This window comes from Streptosporangium sp. H13245 (genome assembly GCF_055690525.1).
This window is the reverse complement of the sequence record NZ_JBSZKT010000002.1, coordinates 33326-45576: the sequence shown is the minus strand read 5'-3', so window position 1 is coordinate 45576 and position 12251 is coordinate 33326. Positions and strand designations below refer to the sequence as shown.

Genomic DNA, 12251 nt, shown 5'->3' with positions numbered 1-12251 from the left:
ACACGCGCCTGAACCGGATCGGACCAGGCAGGGCTATTCGCGCCACAGCGGGGCAGAGGGGCGCGCATGGTGAACTTCCTGGACATCGCGCTCGTCCTCCTGCTCCTCGCCACGATGGGTTTGTTCGTCCGCCTCTGCACACGGCAACGCCGCTGACACGAAGTCGTCTCCACGGCCTGCGCGGGCACGCTCCTGGGTGACGTTCAGCTCGACGGTGCGTCCATCGGGGTCGGTGAGGATGTGCCGACCGGGCGCGAGAGCCTGGGCGGCGGAGCCGACCGGCACGGTGAAGCCGAGACGCAGACTTCCGGTGGCGGGGCGGCGGCTGCTGGCGGGGTAGAGCTCGAACACGAGGTCGCCGAGAGCGGCGGCGTAGTGGCTGGGCCCGGCGCCGTGCCGCTCCTCAGCGAAGGTGAGACCGAGACCTGCGTAGAAAGCGCGGCAGGCATCGAGCCGATCGGTGTAAATGACGACCAGGCCGACGTGGACCACGGGCTCTTCCTTGATAACCGCTGATCGTACATCCCGGGCTCCTCACGAACCTGCCCCGGGACTCACTGAACGCAGCGATCAGTAAGGCCAGGACACACAGGTCAAGCCTTGATTACTGGCACACCCCACAGGATTCGAGCCTGCGACCGTAAGGTGACGCTGTGGAGGACTATCAACGCGCGCTCATTAGTCAAATGGCCGCTCTGCTTGACCTGCACGACTCGGGTGAAATCTCCTTGCCCAAGCTGGCCGAAGACCTGCGCGGCCTGTTCGAAGCCGCCGATCCGCGCGAGCTGAGCATCAGGGACTCGTTCGAGGAGTTCTGGGCCGAACTCGACACCGAGAGCGAACTCAGGACGGAAGCATGGGCACCTCCCGGCCTCGCCGATGACACCTACCTGCGCGAGGTCCTCCAGCGGCTGCGCTCCTGGATCGAGCGTGCGGCCCCGCCTTCTAATCCGTAGATTCCCGAACGATCATCAAAGGCGTTCAGAGCAGTTCACCGCGCAGATCGTGCAAGGAACGCCCATTCATATCAGTCCAGCTCAGTCTGGGATCGTACGGCTCGATGCCTCCCAAGATGGCTCCTGGAAATGGACTTCCGGTGCTCGCGTGAGCCGCCCATACTCCTCGTGGTGATCCGCTTGGGAAGCCCGCCCCCGCACCCGCATGGTGAGCCGTACGGCAACGCGTCAGAGCACTGGCGCGGCGACGGTGTCTTGGAACTCGGCGGATCACCCAACCTATGGACCAGAAGATCAATCCGACGCCTACTCCACCCACCACCAACCGTCTCCAAGATCGTATATGGCGTTGCCGAGGTCACCGCTTGCCGTTTGGACTGTCGCGCCTCGGCCATCGGAACCCGGTATATAGGCGATGCCCCTGCCGCTCTCCGCCCGCCAATCCTCGAACACCGGCAGATAGAGAACGTCGCGTTGTGGCCGTATCTGGCCGTCTATCGACAGATACCCCATCCAGTCGGGCACGGTGAGCGTCCGGTGGTGTTCGTGATCGGCGGCGAGTTCGGCGAACGCGTCCCGGTGCGCCCAGACCAGGCCCTCCGCATACAGGGCTTCCCAGTCAGCGGTTCTGATCACCGCTCCGGCACCGAGGGCAAGCAACAGCGTGGCGACACAGCGGCCGTAGTCCCTGAGGGACAGATAGGTCATCACCGCCGCGGTCGACCGGGTGATCACCCACAACCAGACCGCTGTGATCGCAAGCCAGGCGAACAGCTCGGACACCCTGAACATCGGAATCCAGAAGTACTCCAGCGCCACCAGCACGAGCCACGCGAGTGACACCACTTTGAGCACTGGCCGACTCGGTGGCTTCTTCTCGCTGGATGCAGTCGACACGGCGTGAAGTCTTCTGCGGCTACGAGCGGCCAAGCTACACCTGGACAGGTAATTTAACGCCGTCTGCATGGTTTCTCTCCATATCCACCATGCTCAGCGGGCCCACATCGAGCGGAGAACCAGGTGCGGGCTACGCGTTGAATGTTGCCTCGGATGCTCACGACGGGTACGGGCCGACGTTGGTGCCGGTCTGGTGCGGGTTGGTCATGTGGACCGACGGCCAGATGTTTCGCCGGGGGCCTGATAGGAGGCGGGGCGGGCTCGTCTTCGACGCTATGCCTGCTGTCCCACGGGTGATCCGGTGACGGCCGCTCGCTGGGTGGTCGATCGTTTTGTTGAGTTTCGCGAGCGGAGGCCGGTCATCGTTCGTAAATGCGGTGGTACCACCATCCGCCGAAGGCGCCGGGTTGTCGGTGTGGCTGGGGGTCGGGGAGTGTTCGGCGGTAGAACTCCTCGTCCATTCTCGCCACGAGTTGTGAGAGCTCCGCCTTGGCCGAGCGTCTGAGGCGTCTCAGGGCGTATTCCAGGATGTCTCGGGCTTCTGTGGGGTCGCAGCAGGGGCAGGCCGGTTCGGGCAGGTAGAGGTAGCGGCCTGGCTGGCGGAGGAACCACCGGTATTCGGTGAGGGCTGCGGCAACGGATCCGGGTCCCAGCCAGCTGTGCTGGAACTCGATATGTGCGATGGCCGCGCGGGTTCGGCTGGATACACCGGGAATCTGGGGAGCGGGGCGGTATTTCCGGCGGTTCATCCGTAGGTATGCGCGGAGGACTCTCGGCCGTCTACGCGGCATCGGCCTTTCGGGTTGTCATGATCCGCATGGTGCCACGACTCGGCATCGCAGGCTACCCGTGACCTGCGTCGAGGGACTCGGCATCGTTGCGTGAACCTCCGGGACTCCTGGTCTCAACTGGGCGAACAGGACCCGGGGCATTCGGCGTACGGTCTGCGACCGTGGCGGACGGCTGCTTTCGGTCACCTGCGGCTGCCTGATGGGTGTATGCCCCTGGCAAGCGAAAGACCAGGTCAGCTCGTGGATGGCCTGGTCTTGGTTGCGCACCCCGCAGGATTCGAACCTGCGACCGTCGGATTAGAAGTGGAGCGTTGTTCGTACGCCGGACGACAGGCTGACCTGCGGTTAAGGCATCTGATGTTCTCGTGTGCGGTATCCGTGTTCCGCATATTTTCCGGATCTTGCTTGATGTGCCGCGCGATCAGACAGGTGCCGTAAACCCCAACCGCGTTAGCAGCTCGGATCTCGGCCGTCCCGATCGGTTCCACCTGGACCAATACGTCCGGACGGTCCGCCTGGAACGGCATAGTGCGGCGGTGAACTGCAACCCACTCGGGGGCTTCAACCGTCGTAGTCCTCAAACTCCCACTCTCCGATCCGGCCGATCTTCTCGGCGAGTTCGCCCCACGTCGGAGCCTCCAGCACCGCAATCCGGTCGCTCAGCCACCTGGTCACCTCGTCGGGACGCAGCTCGGGCACGAAGAGCCGGTGGCGGCCGATGAGAAAAGGGTGACGTCGCAGCTGATCGGCGAGGGCCGATGGGGTGCAGACGGTGAGCTGGAACCGTTCCTCGCCCGGCTCTCCCTGCGCGCCGACGTACATCTCCAGCAGCTCGCAGGCATGGGCAGGGTCCTCGATGCTCCGCCCGAATTCGAGGTCCGGCCATCGGAAGGCATCCACTCGTGCTCTCATCACTCAATGATCGCGCAACAGGGGGCGGCCATGATCGGGCTGCCAGGTTGGGGAGTACATGAACCATGGCGCGTAGGGGCACCGAACTGGAATTCAGGCTGGTCACGAGTAGTCACGGCGAATTCTCTGTCGCCGAGATCACTGGCACGGTGGTCATGGCCCTGAGCTTTACTGCTCGACAGGTTCGGCGATCGTGCGGAGTCGTCGGATCTCGCTGAAGATCTCCTTGTCGGTGAGTACGGAGATGATCGTCAATCCTTGCGGACCGCTTGGCTCTCTGTGAAATTTCCCGAGGGTGTAGCAGAGCGCCGAGCGTAGTTCGCCAAGCTCTTGCCGGAGTGCGTCTCGCTGAACTCTGCGTGTCGCGAGCTTGACGCCCGTGGATGTGCGGTCTCCTGCTGCGTCCTCCTCCGTGGTGATGTCGATGTCTTCGACCCGTATGTACTCATCGCCGGGGCGAACGTCGATCACCACGGGAGTGTCGTCGGGGAGACCTTCGAGGTGGTCGAGAAGCTGTCGCACAGTGAGCATGACCGCAGGATTTCCGGGGCCAGCGCATCTGCGCAAGCCTTCGCCCCTCCGTCCATCCCAGCCACATACGGTCTCGCGCTCACGTACTGGCGATCATCCCGGAACCGAGCACCCTCCCAGGGCGTAGCGGTTTTCAAGAGGGCCATGTTCCCAGCGGAGACAGGGCCTCTCACCAGGGCGGCAGCACCTTTCTGTACCTCAACCGTCGAAGATCATCCCGCACATATCCCGTAACGCCTATTCATCAACATCAACCTCGGCGTGTCTGGCACGCTCTCGCAGCCGGCGTAGGCGACGGTCGTACTGACCGGCATACGACCTCTCGGCTCTGTCGACCAACCGGCTCTGCGGATCAGAAGAGCTTTCATACAACTCGGTCTCGAACGGATCGTGGTCGTACTCGATCAGCCGGGCCAGCGCTTCACGATCCTGCTCGATGGAACCTCGTGCCCGGACCCGTCCACGCCACCTTTCCGCACTCACCATGGCTTCATCCACATGGTGACCCTAACTGCGCGCCAGGCGACAGGGCACCTACCCATACCGCCTCCATGAAGGACCCCGGGACACTTTGGGGGCCTTCGTCGTTCCGGCCCCGGGATCGCCCCTCGGGGCTCCGGGGTCCTCGGGCTCACCTGGGAAAACGGGGCCTCGGGCATTCCGCGTATGTTCCGCGAGCGGTGGCATACGGCTGCTTTCGGCCGCCTGTGGCTGCATGAGGGGGGCGGACCCCGGACAAGCAAAAGACCAGGTCAGCGCGTGGATGACCTGGTCTTGGTTGCGCACCCTGCAGGATTCGAACCTGCGACCGTCGGATTAGAAGTCCGATGCTCTATCCAGCTGAGCTAAGGGTGCTCCCGCTCAATTGTGCATGATCCGGGGAGTGCCCACGTATCGGTTTTGGGCCGGTGTCGTGAGGATCACTCTGTGGATCTCCCGTCCTCAGGGGGGTGTGAACGCTCACCCGCTCCGGTCCGGGTGGGGGGTGGGCCTTCGGGATGGCGGGGCTGTGGAGGTGGGGGATTCCTCCGTTCGGTTGACCTGGTCGTTCTTCCGCCGGGCGCGGCGGGGGCGGGTGCCGGGGGTTCGGAGGGGTGGAGCCGTCTGGTGAGCCGGGGAGGGCTTACGGGCGGACCTTCCCAAATGAACCTTCCAAACGAACCCTCCATGCGGGCCTTCTCGACGAATCTTCCGAGCGAGGCTTCCGGGGGGCCCTTCCGAGCGGGCCTTCCCGACGAACCTTCCAAACTGGCCTTCCGCGGGGAGCGGTCTGTCTGAATCGTTCTCCTGGGTGAGCGGGGCGGTCTAGGCTCGTATGCCATGTTCGTCGCCACGGTCCAAGAGGAGATTCCCCTTCTGGGCGGTGATGTCACCGATGGGGTGGTACGGGTCGGGGACACCGTCCGGCGGCCCAGCAGGGCTTCCACGGGGTCGGTGCACGCGCTCCTGTGTCACCTGGAGCGCTCCGGGTTCGAGGGCGCTCCCCGGGCGCTGGGGGTGGACGAGCGGGGCAGGGAGATCCTGAGCTACGTCGAGGGGGAGTCCGCGGCCAGGCCGCTACCCTCGTACGCGCTCACCGGGGAGTCCCTGGCCGCGCTGGCGCGGCTGCTGCGTGGGTTCCACGACGCGGCCGAGGGGTTCGTCCCGCCGAGGGGGGCCGTCTGGGAGGCCGGGTCCAACGACGACGCGGCACCTCGGCTGATCGGGCACTGCGACGTCAACCTCGACAACGTGATCTTCCGTGACGGGCTCCCCGCCGCGCTGATCGACTTCGACATGGCCCGGCCGACGACCCGGCTGTTCGACGTGGTGACCACGCTGCGGCACTGGGCGCCGATCGCCGATCCCCTCGATCTGGAGCCGCTCCAGCGCCGCCTCGACGTCGGTCCCCGGCTCCGGCTGTTCTGCGACGCGTACGGCCTGGCACCCCGTGACCGCCGTCGCCTGCTGGATCTCGCCCGGCTCCGCTTCGACCGCTCGTACCACGCGATGCGGGTCAAGGCCGAGGCGCAGGGCGAGGGCGGGGGGTGGGCCCGGATGTGGGCCGGTGGGGCGGGGGAGCGCATCCGGCGGGCACGCGTGTGGCTGGAGACCCACCAGGATGAGCTCCATGAGCATCTCGTTTAGGCGGTCGAAGACCAGGAGGAGGCCGGGGGTGGCCGAGGGGGTGGGGATGCTCGCCGGGGTCGCGATCGACGCCGTGCTCGCCGATCCCCGGCGCGGGCACCCGGTCGCGCTGTTCGGCACCGCCGCCGCCGGGGTGGAGAGGCGGGTGTACGGCGACGACCGGGCCCGGGGCGTTCTCCACGTGGCCCTGTGCGTCGTGCCGGTGGCGCTGCTCGGCCACCTCGCGACCCGGTCGCGCAATCCGGTGGTACGGGGCGCGCTGAGCGCGGTGGCGACGTGGGCGGTCGTCGGCGGTACGACGCTGGGCCGCGAGGGCGTGGCCATGGCCGGGTTCCTGGAGGACGGCGATCTCGTGGGGGCGCGGGGGAGGCTGTCGCACCTGTGCGGGCGCGACCCGTCCGGGCTCGGGGAGTCCGGGCTCGCCAGGGCCACCGTCGAGTCGATCGCGGAGAACACCTCGGACGCGGTGGTGGCGCCACTGTTCTGGGGGGCGGTGGCCGGGGTGCCCGGCCTGCTCGCGTACCGGGCCGTCAACACGCTGGACGCGATGGTGGGCCACCGGAACGCGCGCTACGAGCGCTTCGGGTGGGCCGCGGCCCGCCTCGACGACGTCGCCAACTTCGTGCCCGCCCGGATCACCGGGCTGCTCGCCGCGCTCGGCGCCCCCCTGGTGGGAGGTTCGACGCGGCGGGCGGCGGCGGTGCTGCGCAGGGACGGTCACCGCCACCCCAGCCCCAACGCGGGCCGCTGCGAGGCCGCCTTCGCGGGGGCGCTGGACCTCACCCTGGGCGGGGTCAACGTGTACGGCACCCGGGTGGAGCACCGGCCGGAGATGGGCGACGGCCCCCAGCCCTCGGTCGCGGACATCCGCCGGTCCGTACGGCTGGCACGGGCGGTGGGTCTCGGGGCCGCCGCCCTGGCGGTCCTGGCCGTCCTGCGGCGCCGGTAGGGGCGTACCGCTCGGTGCTCTCGGACGTACGGGGCCTCCCACCGCAGCGGCACGGACGGTGATCGCCCAGCCATGTGTCGGGGTCGGTTCTGCTCGTCGAACGGGTCGGGACGTGTCCCTGGAGCCGGGGTCGTGTGCGTATGGGCGATCCGTCCGGCACTCTATGGACGGTGATCGTCCGGCTATGTGGCGGGGTCGGTTCTGCTTGTCGAACGGGTCGGGACGTGTCCCTGGAGCCGGGGTCGTGCGCGTATGGGTGATCCGTCCGGCACTTTGAGGCGATGACACGAACGCGCCCATGGCGAGCACTTGTGAGTGCGGAGACAGCGGACGGTGGGGGCGCGTCCGGCCTGTCGGCGGCCGGGGACACTCCGGGAGGCCGGGTGGGCGGTGCGGCATGCTGGTCGGCATGATGGTTGATTCCCCCGGAGAACCGGCTGTGGTTCAGGTCTGTCCTGATGTTGCGTGTTGTGCCGGGTTCGCCCTTCCCCGGGCCGGAGTGAGCCCGGCCAGGGTGAACCGGGCCGAGGTGAACTCGGCCGGAGCGAGTCGGACCGAAGTGAACCGGACCGAAGTGAACCGGGCCGGAGCGAGCCGGGGCGGGGTGACGGTGTGAAGGGGGCGCTGCTGGTCGCGGGGACGACCTCGGACGCGGGCAAGAGCGTCGTCACCGCCGGGATCTGCCGCTGGCTGGCCAGGCAGGGGGTGAAGGTCGCGCCGTACAAGGCACAGAACATGTCGCTCAACTCCTTCGTCACCGCGGACGGCGCCGAGATCGGCCGGGCCCAGGCGATGCAGGCCGCCGCGTGCGGGCTGGAGCCCAGCGCGGACATGAACCCGATCCTGCTCAAGCCGGGCAGTGACCGGCGCAGCCAGGTCGTGGTGATGGGCAGGCCGATGGCCGAGGTCGACGCGATGGAGTACTGGGACGTCAAGGAGCGGCTCCGCCAGGTCGCGGTGGACGCGCTGGAGCGGTTGCGGGGCGCGTACGACGTGGTGGTCTGCGAGGGGGCGGGCAGCCCGGCGGAGATCAACCTGCGCCGGGGCGACATCGCCAACATGGGCCTGGCCCGTGCCGCGAACCTGCCGGTCATCGTGGTCGGCGACATCGACAGGGGCGGGGTCTTCGCCGCGCTGTACGGGACGGTGGCGCTGCTGGAGCCCGCCGACCAGGCGCTGATCGCCGGGTTCGTGATCAACAAGTTCCGGGGGGCACCCGAGATCCTCGAACCGGGGCTGGACATGATCAGGGAGTTGACCGGCCGCGAGGTGTACGGGGTGCTGCCCTGGCTGGACGGCCTCTGGCTGGACGTCGAGGACTCCCTGGCCCTGGACAACCGGCCCGCGATCGGGTCACGCGCCCCGTACGGCAGGCAGACCCTGCGGGTGGCGGTGGTACGGCTGCCGAGGATCTCCAACTTCACGGACGTGGACGCGCTGGCCTCCGAGCCCGGGGTGGCGGTCCGCTTCGTGACCTCCCCCGGCGAGCTGGACGACGCCGACCTGGTGGTGCTGCCCGGCTCCCGGGCCACGGTCTCCGACCTGGCGTGGCTCCGCGCCACCGGCCTGGCCGCCGCCCTGCCGGGACGGGCGGTGCTGGGCATCTGCGGCGGTTACCAGATGCTCGCCAGGACCATCCGCGACGACGTCGAGTCGGGGGCGGGCCTGGTCGAGGGGCTGGGGCTGCTGCCCGCGTCGGTGGAGTTCGCCGAGGACAAGACGCTGGGCCGCCCGGTCGGCGCCGCGTACGGCTGCCGGGTCTCCGCGTACGAGATCCACCACGGCGTGGTGACGGCCGACGGCGGCGAGCCCTTCCTGGACGGCTGCCGTGACGGCTCGGTGTGGGGTACCACCTGGCACGGCGCCCTGGAGAACGACGGTTTCCGCCGGGCCTTCCTCGCCGACGTGGCCGCCGTCTCCGGCCGTGACTTCACCCCGGCGCCGGACGTGTCGTTCGCCGCCCTGAGGGAGGAGAGGCTGGACGCGCTCGGCGACCTGATCGAGCGGAACGTCGACACCGGCGCCCTGCTCCGGCTGCTGGAGGGCGGGGCTCCCGGGGGGCTGCCGTCGCTGCCACCCGGCGGGACTTCGCGCGAGGCTCCGGATTTCTCGGGCGGTGTTCCCTCCGTGGGGTGAGCCGCTGACTTCTGCCGTTGGTCGAACCGGCTGGTGTCCTCTCAGCCGGTTGAGCCGGTGGCTTCTTCTGTTGGTTGAGTTGGCTGGTTTCCTCACCGGTTGACGTCGGTACCGGTTGAGCCGGTGTTCCTTTGCGGGTTCAAGGCGGATGAATCACCCGGTCAATGAAAAAGGGAGGGTTCCCCCGCCGGGTAAACTCGGTGTTCCCCCGACGGATCCGATGGGGGAGGCATGGGAGGCCGACGATGTCCCGCATCCTGGTGTTGCTCTTCGTCATCGCCGTGATCGCGGTGGTGGTTCTCGGCGTGACCATGCTGGTCCGCGCGTCCGCGGCACGGGCTGCCGAGGCTCGCGCGTCCGTCGCGGACAATCCCCGCGAGATCCTCAAGCGCCGCTACGCGGCCGGTGAGATCGACGAGGACGAGTATCTCCGTCGTATGTCCGGCCTCTCCCAGGACTGGTAGCCCCGCGGGCCGTCCGTGGCTCCCGGCCCTGGCGGGGCCAGGACCGGGCGCGGGCTCGGTGTCAGTCGTCGATCGCCTGGTAGAGCGTGGTCCAGAAGTCGTGGATGAGCCGCGCCGGGTCCGGGACCGACATGCCGACCTGGGTGAGCAGGATTCCGGTGAGCCGGTTGTCCGGGTCGGCGTAGGTCGAGGTGCCGCTTCCGCCGTCCCAGCCGAACTGGCCGAGGGGCGCGTAGTCGCCGCGGTAGGTGCGCACCGCCATGCCGAAGCCCCAGCCGCCGTGCTGCCCCTGGCCGTGTGACACATGGACGTTGTCGACGGCCATGGCGTGCCGGGCGGCCTGCTGCTCGGGCGTGAGGCGGTTGGTGGTCATCAGCTCGACGGCGGCCCGGGACAGGATCCGCTCACTCCCGTGCGTCCCGCCGTTCAGCAGCATCCGGAAGTAGGCGTGGTAGTCGTCGGCGGTGGAGACCAGCCCGCCCCCGCCGCCCTGGAACGCCGGAGGCCGGCTCCATCGTCCCCCCTCGGCCTCGTCCCAGACGTGGAACTCTCCGGTCAGCGGGTCGGGGGCGTAGAGGAGCGGCAGCCGGTCGATCTTGTCGGCGGGCACGTGGAAACCGGTGTCCTTCATGCCCAGGGGGTCGAAGAGGCGTTCGCGCAGGAACGTCTCGAACGTCTGGCCGGTGACCCTGGCGACGAGCACGCCGAGGAGGTCGTTGCTGATGTGGTACTGCCAGCGCTCTCCGGGCTGGTGCATCAGCGGAAGCGCGCCGAGGCGGCGCATCCACTCGTCCGGCTCGGGCATCGGCTCCGGCAGGTCGGGCGTGAGCCCCTGCTCGAAGATCGCGTTCATGATCGGAGTGCCCAGTGACGTCATGTCCATGCCGAGCCCGAAGGTGGAGGTCACCAGGTCCCGTACGGTGATCGGCCGCCGTGCCGGCACGGTGTCGTCCAGCGGGCCGTCGATCCGCTTCAGCACCCGCCGGTCGGCGAGTTCGGGCAGCCACAGCTCGGCCGGGTCGTCCAGCCGCAGCCTGCACTCGTCCAGCAGGACCATCGCCGCCGCGACCGCGACCGGCTTGGACGTCGAGGCCATCCGGAAGATCGTGTCGCGGCGCATCGGCGCGCCACCGCCGTGGCGCATCGTGCCGATCGCCTCGACGTGTGTCTCCTCGCCCCGGCCGACCAGGGCGACAAGCCCGGGAATCCTCCCGGAATCGACATGCCGCGTCAGCACCTCGCGCAACTTACGCAGCCCAGCTTCGGAGAAACCGCCATTGCCGGTACTCATCATGAATCTCCTTGCGGAAAGTGTTCGGTCTTGTGAGGCCCGCCGTCGCTCATGGCTTCCACAGCGACGCGCGGGAGAGACCCCCTTTGGCATCCACCACCGTTCGGGAATCTCTGAACGCCTGTGACACTAACATTGCGTTTATAAATCAGTCAACAGAAGGAGGAGGTCTGTATTGCCTGCTAAGACTGCATAATAGAGCTGTCTTTGCAATGAATGTGAGGCTGAATGCAATGGGTGATCGGATTTGCGTTGCAATGAGACGCGAGTAAATGCATACTGTGCAGCGGGTGTGCGAGCGCAGGGCTCCGCGCGTGTCGACAGGTAGGGGACGAGCACCGATGCCCGGAGGCAGGCTCACCAACGAGGACCGTCGGCACATCGCCGAGGGGCTGGCCGAGGGGCTCGGATACGCGGAGATCGGACGGCGGCTGGGGCGGCCCGCCTCGACCGTCATGCGGGAGGTCACCCGCAACGGCGGACCCGACGACTACGGGGCGGACCGCGCGCACGAGGCCACCCGGCATCGTGCGCGCAGGCAGAGGCAGGCCCAGCCTCCGGTCCCGCCGGTTCCCGACGGCGGCCATGGGCGTGACCCCCAGGCGGTGCTGGACTTCACGGAGTCCTTCACCGCTCTTCTCGTTCAGCAGGGGCTGCCCCGGATGGAGGCCAGGGTGCTGGCCTGCCTGTACATCACCGACTCCGGCGCCCTCACCGCCGCCGAGCTCGTCCAGCGGCTTCGCGTCAGCCCGGCGTCCATCTCACACGCCATCGCCTTCCTCGAACAGCAGGGGATGCTCGGGCGGGAACGGGCTCCCGGCGCGCGGCGCGAACGCTATGTCATCGACGACGAGATCTGGATCCGGTCCATCCTCGCGTCCCTGCGGATGAACGACGCCCTGGCGACCGCGTCGCAGCGTGGAGCCGAGATTCTCGGGGCCGCGACCCCGGCGGGCGCCCGCTTCGAGTCCTCCGCCGAACTCCTTCTCCTCGTGAGCGGGGCCTTCCGCCAGGTCATGGAGCAGTGGCGGCGGAACATGGCCGCCCGGAGCGCACAGCCCCCGGACAAGTCGACCACCCGGGACGAACTCGCGTACGGGACCGAGAAGACAGGCGGCTGACCGGCCTGTCCCAGGGGGCGTGATCGGTTCGCGGCGATCACGTGGCGTCTGTGGTCAGGCGGCGGGGGTGGGGGCC

The 12251-nt window shown here is 68.1% G+C and carries 12 protein-coding genes and 1 tRNA gene; 6 read left to right on the top strand and 7 right to left on the bottom strand.

Translation table 11 applies throughout. The features are described 5' to 3' along the window. Positions 1-33 precede the first annotated feature (33 nt). Positions 34-492: a VOC family protein gene (locus ACW9TB_RS04200; protein ID WP_472746575.1), complete on the bottom strand. Its 459-nt coding sequence runs from the start codon at positions 490-492 to the stop codon at positions 34-36. Between the two features lie 194 nt (positions 493-686). On the opposite strand from ACW9TB_RS04200, the gene ACW9TB_RS04195 reads away from it, so the two are divergent. Continuing rightward, positions 687-956 carry a hypothetical protein gene (locus ACW9TB_RS04195; protein ID WP_472746574.1) on the top strand — a complete coding sequence of 90 codons (270 nt, stop codon included), beginning with the start codon at positions 687-689 and terminating at the stop codon, positions 954-956. A 306-nt stretch (positions 957-1262) separates the two neighbouring features. On the opposite strand, the gene ACW9TB_RS04190 is transcribed toward ACW9TB_RS04195, so the two are convergent. The 5 genes from ACW9TB_RS04190 to ACW9TB_RS04170 all read right to left on the bottom strand — a co-directional run bounded on the left by ACW9TB_RS04190 (position 1263) and on the right by ACW9TB_RS04170 (position 4942). Next, complete coding sequence (locus tag ACW9TB_RS04190; RefSeq protein WP_472746573.1) at positions 1263-1853, bottom strand: hypothetical protein; 591 nt, start codon at positions 1851-1853, stop codon at positions 1263-1265. A gap of 1352 nt (positions 1854-3205) precedes the next feature. Then, positions 3206-3556, bottom strand: a complete 351-nt coding sequence (locus ACW9TB_RS04185) for an Imm8 family immunity protein (protein ID WP_472746572.1) — start codon at positions 3554-3556, stop codon at positions 3206-3208. A gap of 168 nt (positions 3557-3724) precedes the next feature. Then, complete coding sequence (locus tag ACW9TB_RS04180; RefSeq protein WP_472746571.1) at positions 3725-4087, bottom strand: hypothetical protein; 363 nt, start codon at positions 4085-4087, stop codon at positions 3725-3727. Between the two features lie 237 nt (positions 4088-4324). Continuing rightward, on the bottom strand, positions 4325-4585 hold the full coding sequence (locus tag ACW9TB_RS04175) for a hypothetical protein (protein WP_472746570.1): 261 nt from the start codon (positions 4583-4585) through the stop codon (positions 4325-4327). Positions 4586-4868: 283 nt separating this feature from the next. Then, positions 4869-4942: transfer RNA gene (locus tag ACW9TB_RS04170), tRNA-Arg, on the bottom strand. Between the two features lie 465 nt (positions 4943-5407). On the opposite strand from ACW9TB_RS04170, the gene ACW9TB_RS04165 reads away from it, so the two are divergent. The 4 genes from ACW9TB_RS04165 to ACW9TB_RS04150 all read left to right on the top strand — a co-directional run bounded on the left by ACW9TB_RS04165 (position 5408) and on the right by ACW9TB_RS04150 (position 9763). Then, positions 5408-6214: a phosphotransferase gene (locus tag ACW9TB_RS04165; RefSeq protein ID WP_472746569.1), complete on the top strand. Its 807-nt coding sequence runs from the start codon at positions 5408-5410 to the stop codon at positions 6212-6214. Next, positions 6198-7163 (top strand): cobalamin biosynthesis protein, encoded by a 966-nt coding sequence (locus tag ACW9TB_RS04160; protein WP_472746568.1) that lies wholly within the window; start codon positions 6198-6200, stop codon positions 7161-7163. Before ACW9TB_RS04165 ends, ACW9TB_RS04160 begins: the two co-directional genes overlap by 17 nt. 612 nt (positions 7164-7775) lie before the next feature. After that, entirely contained in the window at positions 7776-9299 is a 1524-nt protein-coding gene (locus tag ACW9TB_RS04155; protein WP_472746567.1) for a cobyric acid synthase, read from the top strand. A 245-nt stretch (positions 9300-9544) separates the two neighbouring features. Then, entirely contained in the window at positions 9545-9763 is a 219-nt protein-coding gene (locus ACW9TB_RS04150) for an SHOCT domain-containing protein (protein WP_472746566.1), read from the top strand. A gap of 61 nt (positions 9764-9824) precedes the next feature. Here the strand turns inward: ACW9TB_RS04150 and ACW9TB_RS04145 are convergent, their stop codons facing one another. Next, the gene (locus tag ACW9TB_RS04145) at positions 9825-11054 is read right to left on the bottom strand and encodes a serine hydrolase domain-containing protein (RefSeq protein WP_472746565.1); all 1230 of its coding nucleotides are present in this window, start codon (positions 11052-11054) and stop codon (positions 9825-9827) included. Between the two features lie 341 nt (positions 11055-11395). On the opposite strand from ACW9TB_RS04145, the gene ACW9TB_RS04140 reads away from it, so the two are divergent. Beyond that, a complete protein-coding gene (locus ACW9TB_RS04140) occupies positions 11396-12175 on the top strand; it encodes a GbsR/MarR family transcriptional regulator (protein ID WP_472746564.1) in 780 nt (259 codons plus the stop codon). Positions 12176-12251: the final 76 nt, after the last annotated feature.